We start from the raw sequence: 23,041 nt of genomic DNA, 5'->3' as shown, positions 1-23,041 counted from the left end.
CCTTCTTAGAATCAATACGAAAAGAAATTTACATGAAATCCATGTTTTATATGCTGAAACAGCCTGCTGCGTATTACAGGCAATGGGATTTTTTAATTTTTACATTATTAACGCTTCTTTCTGTATTGAACGGGCAAAGCAGCGTTTTTTATCTTCTTTATTTCTTTTGGTGGAATGAACTAATACGGCTGGTTGTAGATGCGTTTTGCTATAAGGGTAATAAAAATGCTGTTTATGAAAGTGGGCACGCTTTTGAAATTGGTACGGGTTTATTTTTAATGGGTATCTACTGGGTATTCCTTGTAGCATTTTTCGGTTTTATAGCCGCTTCGGGAAATTCGGAAATTATTGTTGCCAATATGGGTGTTCTGTTTCTTCAGAACAGGTTTTTTAACGCTAATCTCATTTTTGTTTTGCTTGAACGCCTGTACCTGCACAAAAAGCAGCAGCCGGTTAAAGTTTACAAGGGGGCTTTTAACCCTAATACCATAGTGCTCCATATCTCTATAATTATAGGCGCAGTATTGATGTTTTTTGTTGTAAAGAACTATCCTGAAACTTTTACTCCCCATAACCAATGGGGTTCAGCAGTTATTATTTTACCCTTTTTACTGTTACGGATGTTGGCACAAAAGCTAATTACGGATTAATCATTTTTAAGTATAATACAATCAATGGGTAGAAAATATTTATCTTCACTTTAAGGAAAAGGGAATTGTTATTAAAAGTTTTTTATGAAAAAATTATCCCGTATCATTTATGTATTCTGCACTTTGCTAGTACTGCTTTTTGCAAAAAATAGTGTTTTCGCCAATGCCGCACAGCCCGGTATATGGAATGCAGGCGGTACAGTCTTCACAATGTTATACCCCGAAGACTCTCTCACATTTAAAAAAGTGCAGATGCGGCAAGAACATATTTACATTCAGCTTTACAAAGGTTTTGCTGTAGTTAAAGGCACTTATCTTTTCCGCAATACAACTGGCGAGCAACTCAGGTTTAAAATGGGCTACCCAGTAAATGGTATCTATTCGGGTGGCGATTATAGCATTAACCAGATTACACTTGACTCTTTAAGCCAATTTAAGATTAAAGCAGGTGGAAACCGGCTCCCTTTGCTAAAAGAGCCAAATACACAATATGAAAATATCCGAAACTTTAGCAAAAACTGGATGGTATGGGAAATGACATTTGACCCTAACGAAAACCAAACGGTAGAAGTATATTTTATTGTTAACACCAATCAGGCAAAAGTAACTGAGGGGTATAAAAGCGAACGCACAAATGCTTTTATTTATCTGCTGGAAAGCGGAAGCGTATGGCATCAGTCAATCGAGGAAGGTAAATTTTATATCCAATTAATGGACGGCCTGACCCCTAAAGATGTACAGGGGCTGTCATCGGGCTTTGAGTTTCAGTATAATGAAACGCATCGGCTATACTATGGAACAAAAAACAACTTTTCGCCCACACCCATAGATAACCTGATTATAACTTATTATCAATACAATGAAAATTTTTCTTTTGAAAATGCTGTCAGCATACCTGACAACTTATTTACAGGTATTGAGAATTTAAGCCGAATGCCATTAGAAAACCTGACCTATACCAAAGCCGAAACTGGCGACCCCTACCGGGTAGGAACTACTTTTGGGGAATCTTTTTCTGCTTTGCTGACATTGTTTGTTATCTCAGCCCCATTTATTATCGGGGCTATTGCAGTAGGTATTGCTATATGGGCAGTAGTAAAATGGAATAGAATCAGAAGAAGAAAGAAAATGTAAAATCAGCATCCTCAATCATGAGTGTTTTTGTGTGGGTAGGTCACTTAATATCAATTTACTATGATACCTTTAACTTTATTATTTATAATAATTATCGGTTTGCTATGGCTGGTAGTGCAATTACTTCAAAATTTTTTTGATACATACAGTAACTTAGATGAAAACTGTTATGCCAGTGATTGGAAAAACATACGGGAGAAGCAACGTAATATGATTTACCTTGAGAAAACCAATAAAGAAGTTAGCTGCACTATAAGCAACCGGCTCGTGGAATTACAAAAATTACCTGCTTTGCAAACACAGGAAGAAAAACCTGAAATACTGATAATCAAATTAAAACAATTACTGCAGTCGTCACTAAATTTACTGAAATAATGAGAACATTGTAGTAGCCGTTACAAATAAATTTTATTTTTATAATATAAATATTTGCAATTAAACCTAATATGCATTTAAACAGGGTTATAATAATCATCTGCCTAACGGTATTTTCGTTAAATGCGTATGCCCAAGAACCGGCCTTGACAGACAGCATCAGGCAATCCGTTAAAAAGGAAAGTGATTACAAAAAGAAAATTGCTATCCTGCAAAAAAATATAGGGGAAATTTATACTAATAAATACGATGAAACCATCGAGCTTGCGCGATTAGGCTATAAGCTTGCCAACCTAAACAATGACAAAGTAAATAAAGGTGATTTTCTGCGGGTTATAGGAGTTTCATTTGCTAAGAAAGGCAGTATTGACAGTGCATCAATATATTACCATAAAGCACTGGATGAATTGCAAAATAGCGGCAACAGTGAAAAATTAGGATTGCTGTATGACGATATGGCAAGACTGTACCGCAAGCTAAGGCAGCCCAAACGCGCCCTGGGCTTTTATGAAAAAGCACTAAAGCTGTATGAAGCTGAAAATAACCTGGAAGGCATTGCGCGTATTAATAATGAAAGCGGAGTGGTTTTCAGGGATGAAGGAGATTATACTGAAGCCAATAAGCGTTTTGAAAAATCCCTGCAAATCCAGCGTCAGCGCAATGATTCGGTAGGCATTGGCTATGCATTGGAATTTATCGGCTATAACCAACTGCTGCTTAAAAATTACAAAAAGGCTGAAAGCTATTTGCAACAAGCATTGGAAATCCGAAAAAAGGGGAAGGATGATTTTGCTTTAATGCTAAGCTATACAGCCCTTGGGGAATATTATAAAGAAACAAGGCAATATTCAGTTTCCAATGAATACTTTAAAAAAAGTAATACCATAGCAAGGAAAATTAAGTTTGCCGATATACAGCAGTATAACTACCGGCAGATAATGGAAAATTATGAAGCACTCAATAATTTTAGGGAGGCTTTTTACAGCCTTAAAGCATTTAATACATTAAATGACAGCATATATAATGCTGAAAAATTAAGGAATGTAGAAGAAATTACCACTAAATATGAAACTGCCGAAAAAGAAAAACAGATCCTGCAGCACAAGGCACAGATTACAAATCGCAATTTTTGGATTTTTGGCCTTGTAGCCTTAGCTGTCATCATCGGATTGATAGGCTTTCTTCTTTATAAGCAACAGCTGCTTAAAAACATTAGGCAGCAAAAAGACAGCGAACTGAAACTGGCACTGGAAAAAATTGAAAGCCAGAACCGTTTGCAGGAACAAAGGCTGGCTATATCGCGGGATTTGCACGATAATATAGGCGCACAATTGTCATTTATTGTTTCGGCAATTGACACTATTAAATATTATATGTCAGGCAAAAATGAAAAGCTGACACACAAACTGGATACTATTGGTGCCTTTGCCAAAGAAACCATACAGGAATTGCGGGATACCATTTGGGCAATGAATAAATCAGGTATTACATTTAAAGATTTACAGGCCCGCATTGCTAACTTTATTGAAAAAGCCAAACAATCGCAACATGATATCAGCATTTCATTTACAATGGATGATAACATTTCAACAGATTTTAAATTCACTGCATTACAGGGGCTTAATATTTTTCGTATCATACAGGAGGCAACCAACAATGCCCTTAAACATGCTGAAGCCTGCCACATTATAATCCGTATTTTAAAAAAAGAAAACAGCATCTGCTTCGTGATTCAGGATGACGGGAAAGGTTTTGTGGAAAATGAAACAGAAACCGGTAACGGATTGCTGAATATGAGAAAAAGGGCCGAAGCATTGGGAGGTATGCTTGATATATCTTCAATACAAGGAAAAACGAGCATATTTTGTACTATCCCGGATTTTGAGGCGTCTGATAAATTATAAATAGTAATAATTCAAAATTAAACCATGAAAGTTATTTTAAGTTTTCTCTACATGCTTGCTGCTCTGGCAGGCTGTTCCAAGGTTTCACAACCCAACGACCCTATACCGCCACACGAAACTTTTACCATACAGTCCAAACATGTTGGTGAAGAACGTATTATTAATGTATGGACTCCGGAGGGTTATAAAACCAATACCGACTCCCTGCCTGTTATGTATATGGCAGATGGGGGAATAAAAGAAGATTTCCCGCATATAGCTAATACCCTGGCAAAATTAATAAAAGAAAAAAAGATTAGCCCTTTAATTTTAGTTGGTATTGAGAATACGCAAAGAAGAAGAGATTTAACAGGGTTTACCGAAGTGGAAAAAGACAAGGAAATAGCGCCGGTAGTGGGTGGTTCTGAAAAATTCAGGGCTTTTATACAGGAAGAACTTTTCCCCGAAATTGATAAAAGATACCGTACAACAAATGTGAAAAGTATTATTGGCGAGTCTGCATCAGGGCTTTTTGTAATGGAAACATTTTTCCTTACCCCTGAAATGTTTGACAATTATATTGCATTTGACCCTTCTTTATGGTGGAATAATCATTATCTGGTAAGAACGGCAAAGGAACATATGGCAAAGTTTCCAGAGGATAAGAAACGTTTATGGTTTGCAGGTTCCAATACTGAAGATATTGCCCCGTTCACGCAAAAATTAGCCGAAATTTTTAAAGCCGAAAACATGCCTAACCTGACATGGAAATATTCAGATGAACCAAAAGAAAAGCATTCTACCATTTTCAGAGCTGCAAAAGAGAAAGCTATAATATGGACATTAACCGGTACAGAATAACAAGGCCAATTGATGAAAGCACGCATTGCTATTATAGAAGATAATAATTTCCTCATAAAAAGTGTAAAGGAAAAACTTTCTTTTTTTGAAGGTATAAGCATTTCGTTTACGGCTAATAACGGTGTGGAATGTATGGATAAACTGGGCAGGGATAACCGAACCGATTTAATACTTATGGATATTGAAATGCCAAAAATGAATGGTATTGAAGCCACAGCTTTGGCAAAGCAAAAATACCCCCAGATAAAAATTATTATCCTCACTGTATTTGATAACGATGATAATATTTTTAAAGCTATTCAGTCCGGAGCAAGTGGTTATTTATTAAAAGATACTGCACCACAGGCCCTGTATGATGCTATCATCCAAACTTTGGAAGGCGGTGCTGCCATGACACCATCTATTGCATTAAAAACACTTAATCTTTTGCGTTCCCCGTTACCTTTGCATAATGATGAGGAAGAAGATGAAACCATAAAGTTAACAAGCAGGGAAACTGAAGTCCTGGAACAGTTATCAACTGGCTTGCCTTATACAGCTATCGCTGAAAATTTATGTGTTTCACCATCCACTGTACGGAGGCACACAGAAAATATTTACCATAAATTACAGGTACATTCCAAAACCGAAGCCATTGCGCTGGCGAAAAAGAAAAGGCTTATATAATTTTAAGCCTTCCCTACTCTTATTTTGTGATTGAATGAAACATAGTAATAAAGTATATAAAATATTTCATGCAATTATTAATATAAAAGGGTTCGATAAACGAACCCTTTTATAATTTATTTATTTAAACTTTATTAATAAATAACCTTTTTACTTACAGTACCCGCCTCTGTATTAGCCTTAACAATTAAAGGCTGTTTGGCAGGCTGTAAAGAGCTAACCGTAAGTTCAGCAGCATTTATATTATCAGCTGCGTATAATAACCTTCCTCTAAGGTCAAATACGTTTACACTTTTTAATAGCTGGCTTCCTGAATTTACCACAAGATTAGTTCCGCTTGTATATACTATAACAGTATTGGCATTAAATGATGGATTATCCGTGCCTAATGCTTCATTTACATATACTACTTCAAACCTCTCCGCATAAATACCTGCATCAGTAGTAAAACTGTAATCGCCGTTTTTAAGGTTATGCGTTACATTAAGCATGTTGTCTTTCAGGAAAATATCCTGTCCTGCAAATACACCCGCAAAGCTTTTCAGGCTTATTGTATAGTTCCCCGCTTCGGTTGCTTTAAACTCTAATGGTACAATATCTGTATCTTCAAATTGAGCACGTGCCTGTATGGCCAGCTTCACGTCATTTACCTTTGTATAAAGCCTTACTTTACCATCATTTAACAACCTTCCATCCCAGCCATAGTCAAGTCCAGTAGTTGTTACATCGGTATAGCCTATTACAGCCTGTGAAAAATCTGCTGAACTATCATTTTTGCTCATGTTCAGCTTTATGGTTGATATTCCATTGCCACTATCCTGGCCCGGCTGATGCCTGAAGAATTGGTTATTATTAACTTCCCTCCTCATACTGTTGGTAAAAATAAGGCTGGCAGCATTTTGCTTTGCCTTTACAAAAAAGCCCTGCCCAGGGTTTAACACCCAGTTTTGCTGGTTGCCGTCCTCAAAAGCATCTCCACCTGTATCACCATATTCAGGCTGTGAAGTATTAGCCGTATATGCAAGTTTAGTTATAGTGGCATAGCTTGTACCGCCGTTACCGTTTTTCTTTCTCCAAAAGTAAAGCGCACTGGCGTTATCAATTGCATTTATGTTAATATCAAAAAAGCTGTGGATATTTATTGGAGATGGAAACGGGTTACCCACCATATTATAATAATCGCCACCTTCAGTTAATGTAACGGTTACAGGTGCATTGTTAAGCTCTCCTACAAACTTACCCTGAAAAACAAGGGTAGCAGTACCGGCATCATAGCCCGCTGCCGGGTCTGTATTTGGCATACGGATCATATAACCGTTACCCGGTACAAAATTGTTAGATGGATTAATAGCTACATATTCTGAATCTATAGGGTTGTATGTGTAAAAACGGTTTGAAAGTGTTTCCTCTGAAAATTCCTGCAGGTTTTGCCCTGTAACGGGAGCCGACCATATTGTATAATCCTGCCTGAATAGGGGATTGCTGTTTTTCCATACAGTAAACTCCCCTTGGTTATCTACTTCATTTTCCTGAATTATATGTGCGTTATTCTCCACCACAAAGTTTTCTGCTCCCGTATCATTATAAATACCATTGCTAACCCTTAAGTTGGCACCTGATTTTACAGTGAATATACCGCTTGCTATCCTTAATGTCTTAGCCATAAAAATTCCATCCTCCTCTGTTCCTTCGCCAAAATTGTAATCAGCATCAATAAGAACGTCATCGGTTAATGCAGGTACATTGGAAGCAACACCATCCTGCATCCATCCATTGGATGTCCATACAACAGGATTAAGTGTAGTTGCTGAAACATCATTGGAATTATCAGAAACTGCACTGCCTGAAACTGCCCTTACCCTGTAATAGTAGGTTGTATTTGCATCAAGGCCCGTTACTTCATAAGATGTAACATTACCTACATTTAAATTGGCGTAGCCATCTACATAATACGGTACAGCTATATCAAGTGCAGTAAGTTTTAAGTCATCAATTATAGTTCTGTTACCTGAATTTACAATCTCGATATATATATCGCCTACTACATTTACTGGTACTGAAAAAATAGTTGCGTTGGTTGATGATACGGTTATATCGCCGCCATACTGTTCTCCATTAATAAATACCTGTAGTGTAGAATTACCTGTATAAGCCCTTGCATAACTAAATTCAATTTGGGCTAATCCACCTGCAATAGGAGTAATATTGGTTAATGAACCTGTCCTTATAGTTATGGCATCTCCATTTAACGCTTGGTCTGTCCTTGTATCTGAAACTTCCCAAGTAATGCTGTTTACACCCGTCCAGCTACGTGTTAAATAAGTACTTATATTCCCACCACCAATACTTGTAAAAGTTTCAGTGAAAGAATCTCCCGGTTCAGAAGTTTCAAAAGCATTGTCAGTAGCTACATCCAGCCTGTAACTTGTTGCACCTGCAGCAGCCTCCCAATTGGCAGTAAATGACGTATTGGTTGTATCAGTTGCAGCAACGGCTACAGGAGTATCAACAGCCTCGGTAGTAAACTGCATTTGTGTGCTGTATCCCATACCACCACCATTTACAGCCAATGCTTTATAGTAATAGGTTGTACCCGGAGCCAATCCTGATAATGATACAGAAAACAGGCTACCTGAAAGGTTTGTACCTATTACTATAGTACCTTCACCATCGGCAAAACCTGCCTCGGTACTGTATGCAACACCGTAATTAGTTACGGCACTACAACCAATATCACCAATCATTGCCGACAACTGTGCAGATACAGCAGTTATAGAAGAAGCTTCCAAAGCAGTAATTTCAGCAGTTGTTATTTCATTAATTACAATATCTGAACCATTATTATTTAAACTGAAAGTGGCAGGAGCACTATTTACAACCCTTACTCTATAGTTACCGGCAGCAAGTGCTGAAGGCAAGGTTGCAGTAAGTGGGCTTGATGTACCTGAAACAGTCAATAAATTAGAGGTAGCATCATTTGGAAAAATACCTGAAGCATTTGATAACTGAACACCAAAAGAACCTGTAAAACTTCCTGTTGTAGTATAAGCTACACTTATATTGTTTGGCTGGGTATTACAAAACGGTCCATAAGAAGCTTCGGTTGTAACTATACTAGGCCCTGTAATTTCATTACCGGTTATGGTAATATCATCTATACCTGCACCTACGCCATCACTTGTACCTCCCATAGTAAACCTTATTTTTACCTGGGTACCATTATAACTGCTTAAATCAAAAGCCTGTTGCGCTACAAGGCTGGTTGATGTAGGCCTTCTTGTTCCTAAAACTGTCCAGCTACTGCCATTATCTGTAGATATAGATACTGTAATAGTATTTTCCGCAGTACTATTACCTCCATACGTCCTTGCTGTAAATACCAAACTTTCACCTGTATAGGTATTAAAGTTCATTGCAGGAGTAATTGTAGAAGAGGTTGCTTTGAGTAGCTGCAAATAAGTACTTCCAGCAACGTCCGTATCTGTCCAAGTGGAAAATCCAGATACCTGATTCCTTACAGGTATAATATCAGTTTGTGCAAATGCAGCCAGACCTGTAAATAATAACAGGAAAAAAGCAAATGGCTTAAAAATTTGATGTAATGTTTTTTGCATAATTACATTAGTTATAAAATGAATATTTCAGGTGATTTATCATGCTTAAATAAAATCAGGCAAAGATATTTAATTTTATTTCAGTAAGTTATTATTTTGTAAATCATTCATTATTTAAATATTATTTTATTGTTAACAACTCATTAACTTTAAAGTTTATACAGGATATTCAATTAAAAATACACTTCGCAAACAGGCGGAATTACTGCATTTATTATCTGCCAACCCTTATTTAAAGTTTTATTAACGCCTAAAAACCTGTTAATAAATAATTTATAATAAAATAGATATTCAAAAAAAGCTTATTCAAAATAGTAATAGCAGTAGAAATATTGTTGGTATTTATCAATAAAAAAGCCTTCCAAATGGAAGGCTTTTTTATACTTATAATAACTATTACTTTTTCCTTAAATAAGCCATTTTAATGGCCGCCACAGCACCCTCGGTGCCTTTATTACCATGCTTCCCGCCACTCCTGTCTATAGCCTGCTGCATAGTATTATCAGTAAGCACACAAAATATAACAGGTACATCTGTCTGCACATTAAGGTCTTTAATCCCCTGGGAAACAGCTTCGCATACAAAATCAAAATGTTTTGTTTCCCCCTGTATAACACTGCCTATAGCAATAACCGCATCTACATTTTGGGTTTGCAGCATTTTTTTAGAGCCGTAAACAAGTTCAAAACTTCCCGGTACATGCCAGGTTACTATATCATCATTATTAACACCATTTTCCAGCAGCGCTTCAACCGCGCCTTGATGAAGCCCGGAAGTTATGGTTTCATTCCATTCAGAAACAACAATCCCAAACCGAAGGCCCTTCGCGTTTGGGATTGTGTTTTTATCATATTCGGATAAATTCCTGTTTATTGTAGCCATTATTCAGCAAGTGCTATATAAGCATCAATATTTACTCCCTGAGATGTTGTTTCATATTTCTCTTTAATCTCAGTAAAATATTTTAGTGCCTCAGCTTTTTTATTCATTGTTAGTGCAAGCTGGCCTGCTTTTAAAAGAAATCTTGGTTTTGTAAAACTATCATCGCTTATGCTTATAGCTTTGTTATAAAACTCAAGTGCATCATCATTTTGCTTAAGCTGGGCAAAGGCATCGCCTGTTGCACCCCTTGCCATAGCATTTAAAACCTCATCTTCAGAATTAAAGTTTTCAAGATGTTCTACAGCTTCTTTGTATTTACCTGTATTAAGGTATGCCATGCCTGCAAAATATTCAGCAATATTTGCAGCGTCAGTACCTGAATAGTTTTCTATAATACCTAAAAATCCAAGTTTGCCTTCTCCCCCATTTAACGAAAGGTTATATAAAGAATCGTTAGCCGACTGTGCATCTACAGCCTCAGTAAAATACTGCTGTGCCTGGAACATTTCGGTAGCAGCCTCTTCTTCTTTAGGAGTTACTAAAAATTTGTCATATAATAAATAGCCAATGGTTGCTATTGCAATAACAATAACTACCCCAAAAATAATTTTCTGGTTCTTTTCTACCCATTCTTCCGTTTTGGAAGCACCTTCATCAAGAGTGTTAAATACTTCTGCCGTGGTACTTTTACCGTCAAAATTTTCCTCTGCCGGTTCTACGTCATTTACCTCTGCGGGCTTTGGTGCTTTATATCCTCTTTTGTTATAAGTTGCCATTTATTTTATTTTAGTGAGCCGCAAAAATAAAATTTTTATTGAAAATTAAAATATCTTTTTATCGATATTTTTCAATAATTTGCAGGTCCTTTATAAAAACAGCACTTATTATACAAGGTTCTCACTATCAAGAATTCATTTTGCCAATGTACCTGAAAAACTTATCGCTGCTTAATTATAAAAACATTGCCGAGGCGGATTATGAATTTGATTCCAAGATAAACTGCTTTGTAGGTAAAAACGGTATTGGCAAAACAAATGTGCTGGATGCTATTTATCACCTGGCCTACGGTAAAAGCTACTTCAACCCGCTTGCCGTGCAGAATATAAAGCATGGTGAAGAATTTTTTGTAATAGACGGCACTTTTGAAAAAGATGGCAGGAATGAACAGGTAGTGTGCAGCCTTAAAAAGGGACAGAAAAAAGTTTTAAAAAGAAACGGGAAAATATATGATAAGTTTTCAGAGCACATAGGCTTTATCCCGCTGGTGATAATTTCACCCTCAGACAACGACCTTATTACCGAAGGCAGCGAAACAAGGCGTAAATTTATTGATAGTGTAATATCGCAACTGGACAGCATATACTTACAACAGCTTATCAATTACCAAAAAGTGGTAAACCAGCGAAATGCCCTTTTAAAATATTTTGCACTGAACCATACTTTTAACCGCGACACCTTAGATATATATAATGAGCAGCTTGATGTAATGGGCCAGGAAATTTTTGAAAAACGTAAAAGTTTCCTTCAGGAATTTATACCTATTTTTAACAGGCACCACCAGGCAATAACCGGTTTGGCAGAAAACGTGAGCCTGGATTATGAAAGCCAGCTCCACGAAAAAAGGCTTGCAGCGCTCTTGGATGAAAATCTCAATCGCGATAAAGTATTACAATACACCTCAACAGGTATCCATAAAGATGACCTGTCTTTTGAGATTGAAGGCCATCCTATTAAAAAATTCGGTTCACAGGGGCAGCAAAAATCATTTTTAATAGCACTTAAACTGGCACAGTTCGACTTTATAAAAAAACAAAGCGGCGTTTTGCCTTTACTTTTATTTGACGATATTTTTGACAAGCTGGACGAAACAAGGGTAGAAAAAATTGTGCAGATGATAAACGATAAAACCTTTGGCCAGATATTCATATCTGACACACACCCGGAACGTACTGAAAATATAGTGAAGGCAACACACCAAAGCTACCGCATTTTTAATTTATAATTATTATGGTAACACCCGAAACCCTGAAATTTTTAGAAGACCTTAAAAATAATAACAACCGGGAATGGTTCCAGGCCAACCAGGACAGGTATGAAAAATTTAAACAAAATTACAGGCAGCTAACCGAAGCTTTTATTGAAGAAATGGCTAAGGGCGATGATACATTAAAGCATCTTGAATTTAAGGACTGTACATTTCGCATAAACCGCGATATACGCTTTAGTAAGGATAAAGCCCCTTATAAAACCAACATGGGCATCTGGATGTCGGCAGGAGGTAAACGCTCATGGACTGCCGGGTATTATGTGCATATTGAAAACGGTAACGGGTTTATTGCCGGCGGTATACACCAGCCTGATGCAGAGGTATTGAAAAAAGTTCGGAGGGAAATAGACGGCTTTTATGAAGACCTTGAGGAAATACTTGCTGATAAAGATTTTAAAAAAGTTTACGGCAGCCTTGATAATGAAAATGCTCTAAAATCGGCACCAAAAGATTATGATAAAAACCACCCGGCTATTGAGTTCTTAAAGCTTAAAAGCTTTACCGCAACCGCAAAACTTGATGATAAAGATTACAATAGCAGTGATTTTGTAAAGCAAACAGCTAAAAAACTTTTAGTGCTGAAGCCTTTTACACAGTTTTTAAACCGCGCACTTGCTACAGAATAAACCTTAATTTTGCACCGTTAATTTCATTTATGGAAATCCAGACCAATTACCCATTAAAATCCTATAATACTTTTGGCATTGCTGCCTTTGCCAAAGAATTTGTAGCTGTGAATACCATACAGGAACTTGCACAGGTTTTAAAACAAAACCCGGGCAAACCTCTTTTTATTTTGGGTGGTGGCAGCAATATGCTGCTGACCAAAGATATTGATGCACTTGTTATACATATAAACCTTAAAGGCAGGAAAATAGTAACTGAAGATGAAGATACTGTACAGGTAAAGGCAATGGCAGGCGAAAACTGGCATGAATTTGTTTTATACTGCATAAGCCATGATTTCGGCGGGCTGGAAAACCTTTCCCTGATTCCGGGCAACGTTGGCACTACCCCAATCCAAAATATAGGAGCCTACGGCACAGAGATAAAAGACACCTTTATTTCATGCGAAGCTATGGACATTGCAACACAGCAGCTAAAAACGTTCACTAAAGAGGAGTGCGAATTTGCGTACCGGGAAAGCATCTTTAAAGGCAGGCTTAAAAATAAGTATATAATCACTTCGGTTACTTTCGGGCTTACAAAAACCAATCATAAAATAAACACTTCTTATGGTGATATAGCTGGCGAACTTACCAAAAAAGATATAGCGGTACCAACTATAAAAGATGTTAGCGATGCGGTAACGGCTATACGCCGCAGTAAACTGCCCGATCCTAAAGAAATAGGCAACAGTGGCAGTTTCTTTAAAAACCCTGTTATACCACGCCAGGAATTTGACAAAATTTACCTTAAGCATCCGCAGATGCCTTTTTACAATGTATCGGAAACAGAAGTAAAAATACCAGCAGGATGGCTTATTGAACAAAGCGGTTTTAAAGGCTGCCGCTATGGCGATGCAGGCGTGCATGCAAGGCAGGCACTGGTACTTGTAAACTATGGCAACGCCACCGGAAATGAACTGCTGAACCTCTCAAGGCAGATACAGGAAACGGTTTATAATAACTTTGGCATACACATAGAAGCAGAAGTAAATATTATTTAAACCTTTTTTAGTACTTCAATAAGTAATTGAATGTAAATTTGCACCACAAATATAAAACGGGTAAGCCTATATGCTCAACATTATTTTTTATGTATTTACGGGAGTTGTTTTGATACAGCTGCTATACTATTTTGGTATATTCGGCAAGTTTGCCTTTGCAAAACAGCAAACTGCTACCCCAAAAAGAATTCCGGTTTCTGTTATTGTATGCGCCAAAAATGAAGCAGAAAATGTAAAAAAATATGTACCATTGCTGGCAGCCCAGGAGTACCATGATTATGAAATAGTACTAATAGACGATGCTTCTACCGATGAAACCCTTGATATTTTTGAGGAGTTTGAAAAACAATATCCAAACATAAAACTGGTAAAGGTTGCCAATAATGAGGCTTTTTGGGGTAATAAAAAATATGCCCTTACACTTGGTATTAAGGCAGCTACCAAAGAATACCTGCTCTTTACCGATTCTGACTGCTACCCTACCGATAAAAAATGGATTGCAAACATGGCATCGCAGTTTACAATGCAAAAAACTATTTTAATAGGATATGGCGGTTATGAAAAAGTAAAAAACTCATTTTTAAACAAAATAATACGCTTTGACTGTGCCCTTACTGCCACCCAATATTTTGCCTGGGCAAAGCTTGGCAGGCCCTTTACAGGCGAAGGCCGTAACCTTGCTTATAAAAAGGAAGAGTTTTTTAAGGTAAACGGATTTATAAACCACATGAATATCCGCGCAGGTGAAGATGCATTGTTTATTAATGAAGCGGCGCATAAAAAAAATACCGCTGTTTGCTTTACACCGGAAAGCTTTACATTGAGTGAGGCAAAAAAAACATATAGTGCATGGCTTGCCCAAAAAAGAAGGGAAATATATACCGCACGTTTTTTTAAGCCTTTTGACAGGTTTCAGTTGCGCCTGTATTTCCTTAGCCAGTTGCTGTTCTTTGCGCTTGCAATAACCCTGCTTGTTTTACAATTCGACTGGAGGTTTGTAGTACCCGTAATAGGGCTGCGCTATATTGCTGCTTGGGTGGTTATGGGCTATAGCTGTGCAAAGCTTAACGAAAAAGATACCACATACTGGTTCCCGGTTATTGAAATAATGCTTATCTTCACTCAGGTTAATGTGTTCTTCAGCAACCTGTTTTCAAAACCGGTACATTGGAAATAAATTCTCAAATAGTACAAAAAAATATAGAAAAGGCAAAAAATGGCGACCAGGTTGCCTATACTTTTTTGCTTGATTTTTTTTGGAATGAAGTGTATGGCTTCATGCTGAAACGCACGCAAAATGAAACCGATACTGAAGATATTGTTATTGAAACCTTTTCCAAGGCATTTGACAGGATAAGCACATACAACCCCGAATATGCCTTTAATACCTGGCTTATAGCCATAGCCAAAAATGTGCATATTGATATGCTCCGTAAAAAAAGGTCTTCTTTATTTGTAGAGATAAATGATGAGGATGACAGGAAGGCTTACAATATACCGGATGATGCGCTTTCGGCAGAGGATGAGCTTATTAAAGAACAAAACCTTTCGCGCCTGTTGCACTGCATAAAGCAAATGAAACCCCAATACCAGGAAGTAATCCAGCTACGGTATTTCCAGGAAATGAGTTATCAGGAAATAGCTGCGCAGCTAAATGAACCCCTTAACAATATTAAGGTAAAGCTTCTGCGTGCCAAAAAACTGCTATCAGAAATTATTAAGGGAAAGCAGGATTGCTAATTCCTAATGCCACTGGCACATTTTTACCTATTCTTTACTTCATTTAGTTCAGGTGAATTAAATGCAGCTATTTAATAAATAACATACAATAAGTCCGTCTACTAAAACGTTTTAGTAAATATAACTTATTCACCAACCTAAAATCATCTTATTATGTCAAAAGTAAGCGTATTTAACCCCGGATGGATAGACCTTGTTTTTGAAGGCCGTAACAAAGAATACGGAGCGTATAAGCTGCGTAAGGAAGACCCTAAAACTACACTGATTGCACTAATTTCAGGTGTTGCTTTATTATTTATACTGATAGGTATTCCTGCTGCTATCAATCATTTTGGCAACAAGCAGCCTGCTCCTGAAAAACCTACTGTTATTGATGGAACTGTAGTACTTTCAGAAGTACCTTTAAAAAAGCCTGAGCCGCCAAAGCCTCCTAAAGCCGAGCCGCCCGCACAGGCTGCAGCCACAGCGCCTGCATCATCAACACGGCAGGAAAAATTCCTTCCACCCGTTGCTGCACCTAATGTTCCTACTGATGTTGCACTGCCCTCTATAGAGGACTTTAAAAATGCAAACCCGAGCAGCCATAATGACGAAGGAGATAACAAAGGAAATATTGCTATTGGCAGCAACGGCTCATCAACAGGTACAGAGAATGGTACCGGGACTACACCCTCTGTTGGTGATGACGACCTTGTAAGCAGTTATGCTGTAGATAAAATGCCTGCTTATCCCGGCGGGATTAAAGAATTTTACGACAGGGTAGCACAAAATTTCAGGCCACCCCATACAGATACTGCATTAACATTAAAAGTATATGTTTCATTTATAATTGAGAAAGACGGCACCATGTCTAACATTAAAGTACTTAAAGACCCTGGATATAATTTAGGCAATGAGGCCGTAAGGGTTTTAAAATCTATAAAAACAAAATGGGAACCCGGCTACAAAAATGGTAAAAAAGTAAGGACAGCTTATAATTTTCCAATAACGGTAAATATAAAATAGAAAGTAAAGCCCTATCCAAAAGGGCTTTTTTTCTGCAACTTAACAATTTATTAACAATAGCTCTTTCGGTACATGTCTATCTTTATGTTTTATCAACATAAATTGTAAGACTATGAGCAAAAAACTACTATTTATTCTTTTTCTTTTTGTGGCGCCGTTTGCAGCCAGTGCACAATATACCACCCCTGGAACAGGAGTTAACTGGTCGTTAAACGACCTGGTTGCCAATGCGCCTTCAGCCATTACCTTTGCAGATGGTATTTATACCATTAATCAGGATATTACTATTGCAGCAACAGATGCACTTGTTATTGAAGAAGATGCTGCCATACAAATTGCCAGCGATGTATTAATTACTGTTGCGGGCAGCTTTACGGCAGATTCAGACAATATAACCATAACAGCAGTTAATAATAACGAGCCTTATGAGGGCTTCCGTTTTGAAGATACCTCATCGGGATATTTCCACAATACAACAATAACCTATGGCGGTGGAATAAGGGTACTAACACCAAATTTTGAAATGGATGCATGTACTGTATCCTACCATGTTTCAGGTGCCGCAACAGGCTCTGCAGTATCATTTTCCACAGGCAGCCCTGTAGTAAAAAATTCGACTTTCCTGTTTAATGACCTTCCTGCATTCAGTTCCGGGGCCAACCAGGAAGTTTCAGCCCTGATATTAAACAATTACCTTGAAGGAAACGGGCAAAGCAACCAAAACAGGCCACAAATAAACATGGGGCCAAGTGGAAACGATACCCTCAGGATAGTGGGCAACACTATTAAAGGCGACCCGGCACTTACAATGGTGGGTGGCATAGCGGCTTCCAGCCTGCTGGGAACTATTAATAAAGTAATTATAGATAATAACACTGTTTTTGATAACAGGTATGGCATAACAGTAGTGGGCGGGGCATCATCAGGCTACATAAGAGGCAATATTATTGAAAATAACAACACCCAGAACGTACCTGCGCAGGGCGGCAGCGGTATATCATTATCTGCTTCGGGAGCAGGGATGAATATCATTGCGTCCGATAACCAAATCCGCGGTAACCTTTGGGGCATTACAGTAATATCGGCAGCAAGCATTAACCTGGGTAATACTGATCCTGCTAATTATAATCCCGGAGGCAATGTTTTTTCCAATAACGGTAACGGCGGGCAAATTTATGCTTTATACAACAACACCCCATACACAATATATGCTATGAATAATTGCTGGATTGAAGGTGAAGAACCAACAGGAGTTGAAGTTGAGAATGTAATTTCGCATTCAGCGGATAATGCTTCTTTAGGCGAAGTAATATACACCCCTTTTGGTTGTAACCTTTCATCTCCGGAATATACTGTAAGAAACAACGAGATATATCCTAACCCAACCAATGGAAATTTTACTGTAAACAGTATCGGCAATGGTAATGCAAAGATTTATAATATATCAGGCCAAATGGTATATGAGCATGAACTTACTGAAGGAGAAAACACATTCCGGCTTTCACTACCGTCAGGGATTTATATAGTAAAGACCGAATCGGGTGGAAAAAGCCTTACTGACAAACTGATTATAAAATAACAAAAAGAGGCTTTTGCCTCTTTTTTTATTATAATGCATTTACAGGGATAATACTGTGGGAAAGGGTTAACAGCAACCACTTAATTAAACCAAAATAATACCGTATCTTTGCCACTTAAAGTTTTTGTTATGGAAACTATACTTGATACCAAACCTGTAGCGGCAAACGGGCAATTTACGCAAAAACCGAAATGGCTTAGGGTAAAGTTACCTACAGGAAAAAAATATACAGAATTAAGGGGGCTTGTAGATAAATACAAGCTTCACACTATATGTACTTCGGGCAGCTGCCCAAATATGGGCGAATGCTGGGGCGAAGGTACTGCTACTTTTATGATACTGGGCAATATCTGTACACGTTCCTGCGGCTTTTGCGGCGTTAAAACCGGTAGGCCGGAAACGGTAGACTGGGATGAACCCGAAAAGGTAGCGCGCTCTATAAAGATAATGAACATTAAGCATGCTGTTATTACCAGTGTTGACAGGGACGACCTTAAAGACGGCGGCTCTATTATATGGGCTGAAACCGTTAAGGCCATAAGGAGGATGAACCCTGCCACCACGCTTGAAACACTTATACCTGACTTTCAGGGTATAGAACGTAATATTGACCGTATAGTGGCTGTAGCACCCGAGGTGGTTTCACATAATATGGAAACTGTAAAGAGGCTTACCCGCGAAGTGCGCATACAGGCAAAATATGAACGTAGCCTTGAAGTATTGCGCTATCTTAAGCAAAAAGGCATTAACCGTACTAAAACAGGTATAATGCTAGGGCTTGGTGAAACTGAAGAGGAAGTAATACAAACCATGCATGACCTTCGTGATGTAAACCTTGATGTACTTACCATTGGGCAGTACCTGCAGCCCAGCAAAAAGCACCTTCCGGTTAAGGAGTTTATTACGCCTGACCAATTTAAAAAATATGAGGAAATAGGGCTCGACCTTGGCTTCCGCCATGTTGAAAGCGGTGCGCTGGTGCGTTCCTCCTACAAAGCCCAAAAACATATTTTATAATAGTTAACAATTTTAGTTAACCGTTTAAAGAATGACCAAGAAAACAAAAATTGCCATTAACGGTTTTGGCCGTATTGGCAGGAATCTTTTCCGACTGCTGCTGTGCAACGAGGCTATTGAAGTGGTTGCAATTAATGATATTGCCGATACGCGTACAATGGCGCATCTGTTAAAGTATGACAGTATTCACGGTATATTACCCTTTGATGTATCTTATACCGAAGACAGCCTGATTGTAGATGGAAAGAAATACCCTTTTTTTACCGAAAAAAATATCTCCGGTTTAAACTGGACAGCCACAGGTGTAGATATAGTTGTGGAATGTACCGGAAAAATAAAAACACTGGAGCAGGCAGGACAGCACCTGGCTTCGGGTGCTAAAAAGGTGATTCTCTCCGCACCACCGGAAGATGACCGTATAAAAACTATTGTTTTAGGAGTTAATGAACAGATACTGGATGGCAGCGAAACTATAATTTCCAACGCAAGCTGTACTACCAATAATGCCGCACCAATGATGAAAATTATTAATGACTTGTGCGGTATCAGGCAGGCTTATATAACCACTGTGCACTCCTATACTACAGACCAGAGCCTTCACGACCAGCCCCATAAAGACCTGCGGAGGGCCCGTGGTGCGGCACAATCTATAGTGCCTACAACAACAGGGGCAGCAAAGGCACTTACAAAAATATTCCCGCAGTTTAATGGTAAAATAGGCGGTGGCGGCATACGTGTGCCGGTACCCGATGGCTCACTTACGGACATAACCTGTTATGTGGATAAAGAAGTTACCATAGCGGAAATAAATAATGCTTTTAAAGAAGCATCTGAAAATGGCCTGAAAGGCATTTTAGCCTACACTGAAGACCCGATAGTATCGGTAGATATATTAGGCAACAGGTATTCCTGCCTTTTTGATTCGCAATTAACCTCGGTTATAGATAAAATGGTAAAAGTGGTGGGCTGGTATGATAACGAAATTGGATATTCATCAAGAATAATTGATTTAATTAGTCTTATAAAATAGCTATACCATTAATTATCAATATTGTTAATTCAAAATTTATCGTAGTTAATTAAAGAATTCACTAAAAATATTGTTCTGATTTAATTTTTACTAAAAATTGATTGTTTAAAGTATTTTAATTTTTAAAATTCTGAAAGTGAGATAATTATATTTATATTTAATCCAAAATTAAGTATAACATAATTCTTTTGCTTATGAACAAAATTACTTTCAAAAAAAATGAAGTACAAATTAAAAAATTAGCTGGTAACGTAGAGTTATTTCTTGTGTTTGTATTTTTAGCAGGCAGCCATGCAGTACAATCTCAAACCTATTGCGAACCTTTTTTAGATTGTACAGACGATGATTTGATTCTTAATGTATCAATATCTACGCTTACAAATGCAAGTACCTGCGGAGTTGACGGCTATAATGATTTTACTACTTTACCCGCCCCTGTACTTACAACGGGCACAAGCTATCCAATTGCTGTAACTGTTGGCGATGGCTGGAGTAATGAATCAGTAAGTGTGTGGATTGACTACAACAGTAACGGAACTTTTGAAGCATCGGAGTTTACATTTATCGGAGTTGGCAGCGGAAGCGTAGTAAATGGTAACATTTCAATCCCTTCTTCGGCTACATCAGGAAATAAGAGGATGAGAGTCAGGGTGGCCGCGGTTGGCTCCTCGGGTGCAACCTCTGGTCTTGCCTGCGATGAGGATCAAGAATATGGTGAAACAGAAGATTACACTGTAAACATCCAATCTAATGCAGGCAGAGATGATATTACAAAAATGAAGCAGGTAATCGCCTATAAATCTTCTGGCGCAACTGTAGTTGAAACACCCTATAACATAATTACAAGTGTAAAAATTTATGACTTGTTAGGTAAGCTTGTATATAATCAGGATAATATAGGGCTTTCTACTTTAAAAATAGAAACAGGTAATTTAAGCAATCAGGTTTTAATACTTAAAATTGCTACTGATGATGGCAGTGTAACATCAAAAAAGATAATTAATTAAAAATTAATAGTATAAAATGCTGTCTTTTCAGAGAGCATTTTATACTATTTTATCATTTTGTCTTAATACTTAATTATCAGTTCTTTAATTAACTCACGTACTTTGGGTTCCGCATTTTGTGCTGCCTGCAATACCTCTTGGTGATTTACCTCATCAATGTTATCCTCATCCCCCATATCGGTAATTACAGATATACCAAAAACTTCCATGTCCATGTGTTTGGCCACAATAACCTCCGGTACGGTTGACATGCCCACGCAGTCAGCACCCAAAACCTTTACCATACGGTATTCTGAAAGGGTTTCAAAAGTGGGGCCCTGCAGCCCGAGGTAAATACCATCTTTAACTTCAATATTCAGGTTTAGGGCAAGCTCTTTTGCCCTGCTTATCATTTTACGGCTGTAAGGCTCGCTCATATTGACAAAACGTGGCCCGAAACGCTCATCATTCTTTCCGCGCAAAGGATGCTCAGGCATCATATTGATATGGTCATAAATAAGTACTATATCCCCTACTTTATAAAATGGGTTAACGCCTCCCGAAGCATTGGACACAACCAGTTTTTGTACGCCAAGAAATTTCATAACCCTTACCGGGAAAGTAACTTCTTTCATAGAGTAACCTTCATAGTAATGAAAGCGCCCCTGCATGGCTACAACTTTTTTGCCGCCTACAGTTCCAAAAAGCAATGCTCCTTTATGCCCCTCTACGGTAGAAACGGGAAAATTTGGTATTTCATTATAAGGCAACATATGCTCAATCTCCAGGTCTTCTGCAAAGCCTCCAAGCCCTGAGCCCAATATTATGCCATATTCCGGTTTAAAACCGGTTTTATTTATTATAAACTTTATTGTTTCCTGTACTTGCTCCCACATAGTTTAAAATAGTTTGGTTAAAGTTATTGCCGTCTTTTATAAAGGACGATTTTATAGGAAGATAGTAAAGCCTGTTATCCGGCAACCTGCCGGCCAGCCTTACATAATCTTTTTCGGTTGTAATAATTATCCTGCTTTCAGATAATTTTAGTATATCCTCTATATCCTTTTCAGTAAAGTCATGGTGGTCAGGATAACTTTTGCAGATATCATTTTCCTGCCGCAGGTATTTAAAAAACGGCTGGGGTTTGGCTATGCCTGCCAAAAGCAGTTTTTCCTGGTTCTTTACTTCATTTATAGATATAGCCTGGCTGCTATTGTAAATTTCAGTATCATACTCTATAAAAGTAAAATATACTTGTTGATGCTTTGCAGGCTTTAGTTTCTTTATAATATTTTCCTGTTCGGCTTCCGTAAGGTTTGGCGGGCATTTTGTAATAATTATAATATTTGCTCTTTTTGCTCCGCTCCTGCCCTCCCTTAAGTTTCCTGCCGGCAGAACAAAATCATCAGGATACAGGTCGCCATAAGCCGTCAGCAAAATATAAAATCCCGCTTTTACCCTTCGGTGCTGGTAAGCATCATCCAGCAGTATCACATCTGGTGAAAGTTTCATAAGGTTTTCAATACCATTCTTGCGGTTGGCATCAACCGCAACCAAAATACCCGGAAATTTTTTATGGAACTGGTAAGGCTCATCACCCAGTGTATGCGCTGTTGCATCAGCATCTGCCAGTATATAGCCCTGTGTTTTGCGTTTGTACCCCCTGCTTAATACAGCTACCCTGTAATTATCCTTTAAAAGCCGTATAAGATATTCAGTCTGCGGGGTTTTGCCTGTACCTCCTGTGCTAAGGTTACCTACTGCAATTACAGGAAGCGGGAAAGACCATGATTTTAGCGTGCCATTATTGTAAAAAATATTTCTTACACGGGTAATGCCCCAGTATAACAAAGAAAAAGGGAGAAGTATTTTGCGCAATAATTTCACTATAACAAAAATACTG

General features: G+C 38.0%; 21 protein-coding genes. 16 read left to right on the top strand and 5 right to left on the bottom strand.

The window, feature by feature from the left end:
* Positions 1-32: 32 nt before the first annotated feature.
* From GSF09_RS11815 to GSF09_RS11790, 6 genes are all read left to right on the top strand, one after another.
* Positions 33-650, top strand: coding sequence for a hypothetical protein (locus tag GSF09_RS11815; RefSeq protein WP_159801668.1), 618 nt, complete (start codon positions 33-35; stop codon positions 648-650).
* 84 nt (positions 651-734) lie between these two features.
* Positions 735-1,784 (top strand): hypothetical protein, encoded by a 1,050-nt coding sequence (locus GSF09_RS11810; RefSeq protein WP_159801666.1) that lies wholly within the window; start codon positions 735-737, stop codon positions 1,782-1,784.
* A 60-nt stretch (positions 1,785-1,844) separates the two neighbouring features.
* Positions 1,845-2,159: a hypothetical protein gene (locus GSF09_RS11805; protein WP_159801664.1), complete on the top strand. Its 315-nt coding sequence runs from the start codon at positions 1,845-1,847 to the stop codon at positions 2,157-2,159.
* 71 nt (positions 2,160-2,230) lie between these two features.
* Positions 2,231-4,063: a tetratricopeptide repeat-containing sensor histidine kinase gene (locus tag GSF09_RS11800; RefSeq protein WP_159801662.1), complete on the top strand. Its 1,833-nt coding sequence runs from the start codon at positions 2,231-2,233 to the stop codon at positions 4,061-4,063.
* A gap of 24 nt (positions 4,064-4,087) precedes the next feature.
* Positions 4,088-4,903 (top strand): alpha/beta hydrolase, encoded by an 816-nt coding sequence (locus GSF09_RS11795; protein WP_159801660.1) that lies wholly within the window; start codon positions 4,088-4,090, stop codon positions 4,901-4,903.
* A 12-nt stretch (positions 4,904-4,915) separates the two neighbouring features.
* Complete coding sequence (locus GSF09_RS11790) at positions 4,916-5,569, top strand: response regulator transcription factor (protein WP_159801658.1); 654 nt, start codon at positions 4,916-4,918, stop codon at positions 5,567-5,569.
* Positions 5,570-5,703: 134 nt separating this feature from the next.
* Here GSF09_RS11790 and GSF09_RS11785 read toward each other — a convergent pair whose 3' ends face one another.
* From GSF09_RS11785 to GSF09_RS11775, 3 genes are all read right to left on the bottom strand, one after another.
* The gene (locus GSF09_RS11785) at positions 5,704-9,183 is read right to left on the bottom strand and encodes a T9SS sorting signal type C domain-containing protein (protein WP_159801656.1); all 3,480 of its coding nucleotides are present in this window, start codon (positions 9,181-9,183) and stop codon (positions 5,704-5,706) included.
* Between the two features lie 396 nt (positions 9,184-9,579).
* Entirely contained in the window at positions 9,580-10,065 is a 486-nt protein-coding gene (gene ribH, locus GSF09_RS11780) for a 6,7-dimethyl-8-ribityllumazine synthase (RefSeq protein ID WP_159801654.1), read from the bottom strand.
* The gene (locus tag GSF09_RS11775; protein ID WP_159801652.1) at positions 10,065-10,841 is read right to left on the bottom strand and encodes a tol-pal system YbgF family protein; all 777 of its coding nucleotides are present in this window, start codon (positions 10,839-10,841) and stop codon (positions 10,065-10,067) included. Before GSF09_RS11775 ends, ribH begins: the two co-directional genes overlap by 1 nt.
* A 146-nt stretch (positions 10,842-10,987) precedes the next feature.
* Between GSF09_RS11775 and GSF09_RS11770 the strand changes: the two genes are divergently transcribed.
* From GSF09_RS11770 to GSF09_RS11725, 10 genes are all read left to right on the top strand, one after another.
* Positions 10,988-12,067 (top strand): DNA replication/repair protein RecF, encoded by a 1,080-nt coding sequence (locus tag GSF09_RS11770; protein ID WP_159801650.1) that lies wholly within the window; start codon positions 10,988-10,990, stop codon positions 12,065-12,067.
* 5 nt (positions 12,068-12,072) lie between these two features.
* Entirely contained in the window at positions 12,073-12,738 is a 666-nt protein-coding gene (locus GSF09_RS11765; RefSeq protein WP_159801648.1) for a DUF2461 domain-containing protein, read from the top strand.
* Positions 12,739-12,767: 29 nt separating this feature from the next.
* Positions 12,768-13,781 carry a UDP-N-acetylmuramate dehydrogenase gene (gene murB, locus GSF09_RS11760; protein ID WP_159801646.1) on the top strand — a complete coding sequence of 338 codons (1,014 nt, stop codon included), beginning with the start codon at positions 12,768-12,770 and terminating at the stop codon, positions 13,779-13,781.
* Positions 13,782-13,851: 70 nt separating this feature from the next.
* On the top strand, positions 13,852-14,958 hold the full coding sequence (locus GSF09_RS11755) for a glycosyltransferase (RefSeq protein ID WP_159801644.1): 1,107 nt from the start codon (positions 13,852-13,854) through the stop codon (positions 14,956-14,958).
* Entirely contained in the window at positions 14,949-15,521 is a 573-nt protein-coding gene (locus GSF09_RS11750) for an RNA polymerase sigma factor (protein WP_159801642.1), read from the top strand. The genes GSF09_RS11755 and GSF09_RS11750 overlap by 10 nt, the downstream gene beginning before the upstream one ends.
* A 153-nt stretch (positions 15,522-15,674) precedes the next feature.
* On the top strand, positions 15,675-16,526 hold the full coding sequence (locus tag GSF09_RS11745; RefSeq protein WP_159801640.1) for an energy transducer TonB: 852 nt from the start codon (positions 15,675-15,677) through the stop codon (positions 16,524-16,526).
* Between the two features lie 112 nt (positions 16,527-16,638).
* Positions 16,639-18,105, top strand: a complete 1,467-nt coding sequence (locus tag GSF09_RS11740) for a T9SS type A sorting domain-containing protein (RefSeq protein WP_159801638.1) — start codon at positions 16,639-16,641, stop codon at positions 18,103-18,105.
* 129 nt (positions 18,106-18,234) lie between these two features.
* Complete coding sequence (lipA, locus tag GSF09_RS11735; RefSeq protein WP_159801636.1) at positions 18,235-19,122, top strand: lipoyl synthase; 888 nt, start codon at positions 18,235-18,237, stop codon at positions 19,120-19,122.
* 31 nt (positions 19,123-19,153) lie between these two features.
* Positions 19,154-20,152 (top strand): type I glyceraldehyde-3-phosphate dehydrogenase, encoded by a 999-nt coding sequence (gap, locus tag GSF09_RS11730; protein WP_159801634.1) that lies wholly within the window; start codon positions 19,154-19,156, stop codon positions 20,150-20,152.
* A gap of 194 nt (positions 20,153-20,346) precedes the next feature.
* On the top strand, positions 20,347-21,159 hold the full coding sequence (locus tag GSF09_RS11725) for a GEVED domain-containing protein (RefSeq protein WP_159801632.1): 813 nt from the start codon (positions 20,347-20,349) through the stop codon (positions 21,157-21,159).
* A 62-nt stretch (positions 21,160-21,221) separates the two neighbouring features.
* Here GSF09_RS11725 and GSF09_RS11720 read toward each other — a convergent pair whose 3' ends face one another.
* Positions 21,222-22,034 carry a purine-nucleoside phosphorylase gene (locus GSF09_RS11720; protein WP_159801630.1) on the bottom strand — a complete coding sequence of 271 codons (813 nt, stop codon included), beginning with the start codon at positions 22,032-22,034 and terminating at the stop codon, positions 21,222-21,224.
* A complete protein-coding gene (gene lpxK, locus GSF09_RS11715) occupies positions 21,991-23,025 on the bottom strand; it encodes a tetraacyldisaccharide 4'-kinase (protein ID WP_159801628.1) in 1,035 nt (344 codons plus the stop codon). Before lpxK ends, GSF09_RS11720 begins: the two co-directional genes overlap by 44 nt.
* Between the last annotated feature and the right edge of the window lie 16 nt (positions 23,026-23,041).

Source organism: Flavobacterium sp. MK4S-17, assembly GCF_009848495.1.
In the GTDB taxonomy this organism is placed as follows: domain Bacteria; phylum Bacteroidota; class Bacteroidia; order Flavobacteriales; family Flavobacteriaceae; genus Flavobacterium.
This window is presented reverse-complemented; position numbering and strand designations above follow the sequence as displayed.

What these genes read in the sequence shown, in the direction of transcription:
- GSF09_RS11770 (WP_159801650.1), top strand. Translation starts at nt 10,988, where the DNA reads ATGTACCTGAAAAACTTATCGCTGCTTAATTATAAAAACATTGCCGAG.
- lipA (WP_159801636.1), top strand. Translation starts at nt 18,235, where the DNA reads ATGGAAACTATACTTGATACCAAACCTGTAGCGGCAAACGGGCAATTT.
- GSF09_RS11790 (WP_159801658.1), top strand. Translation starts at nt 4,916, where the DNA reads ATGAAAGCACGCATTGCTATTATAGAAGATAATAATTTCCTCATAAAA.
- GSF09_RS11815 (WP_159801668.1), top strand. Translation starts at nt 33, where the DNA reads ATGAAATCCATGTTTTATATGCTGAAACAGCCTGCTGCGTATTACAGG.
- ribH (WP_159801654.1), bottom strand. Translation starts at nt 10,065, where the DNA reads ATGGCTACAATAAACAGGAATTTATCCGAATATGATAAAAACACAATC.
- GSF09_RS11755 (WP_159801644.1), top strand. Translation starts at nt 13,852, where the DNA reads ATGCTCAACATTATTTTTTATGTATTTACGGGAGTTGTTTTGATACAG.
- GSF09_RS11805 (WP_159801664.1), top strand. Translation starts at nt 1,845, where the DNA reads ATGATACCTTTAACTTTATTATTTATAATAATTATCGGTTTGCTATGG.
- GSF09_RS11745 (WP_159801640.1), top strand. Translation starts at nt 15,675, where the DNA reads ATGTCAAAAGTAAGCGTATTTAACCCCGGATGGATAGACCTTGTTTTT.
- GSF09_RS11740 (WP_159801638.1), top strand. Translation starts at nt 16,639, where the DNA reads ATGAGCAAAAAACTACTATTTATTCTTTTTCTTTTTGTGGCGCCGTTT.
- GSF09_RS11810 (WP_159801666.1), top strand. Translation starts at nt 735, where the DNA reads ATGAAAAAATTATCCCGTATCATTTATGTATTCTGCACTTTGCTAGTA.
- GSF09_RS11720 (WP_159801630.1), bottom strand. Translation starts at nt 22,034, where the DNA reads ATGTGGGAGCAAGTACAGGAAACAATAAAGTTTATAATAAATAAAACC.
- GSF09_RS11800 (WP_159801662.1), top strand. Translation starts at nt 2,231, where the DNA reads ATGCATTTAAACAGGGTTATAATAATCATCTGCCTAACGGTATTTTCG.
- GSF09_RS11785 (WP_159801656.1), bottom strand. Translation starts at nt 9,183, where the DNA reads ATGCAAAAAACATTACATCAAATTTTTAAGCCATTTGCTTTTTTCCTG.
- GSF09_RS11775 (WP_159801652.1), bottom strand. Translation starts at nt 10,841, where the DNA reads ATGGCAACTTATAACAAAAGAGGATATAAAGCACCAAAGCCCGCAGAG.
- GSF09_RS11795 (WP_159801660.1), top strand. Translation starts at nt 4,088, where the DNA reads ATGAAAGTTATTTTAAGTTTTCTCTACATGCTTGCTGCTCTGGCAGGC.
- GSF09_RS11765 (WP_159801648.1), top strand. Translation starts at nt 12,073, where the DNA reads ATGGTAACACCCGAAACCCTGAAATTTTTAGAAGACCTTAAAAATAAT.
- GSF09_RS11725 (WP_159801632.1), top strand. Translation starts at nt 20,347, where the DNA reads ATGAACAAAATTACTTTCAAAAAAAATGAAGTACAAATTAAAAAATTA.
- murB (WP_159801646.1), top strand. Translation starts at nt 12,768, where the DNA reads ATGGAAATCCAGACCAATTACCCATTAAAATCCTATAATACTTTTGGC.
- gap (WP_159801634.1), top strand. Translation starts at nt 19,154, where the DNA reads ATGACCAAGAAAACAAAAATTGCCATTAACGGTTTTGGCCGTATTGGC.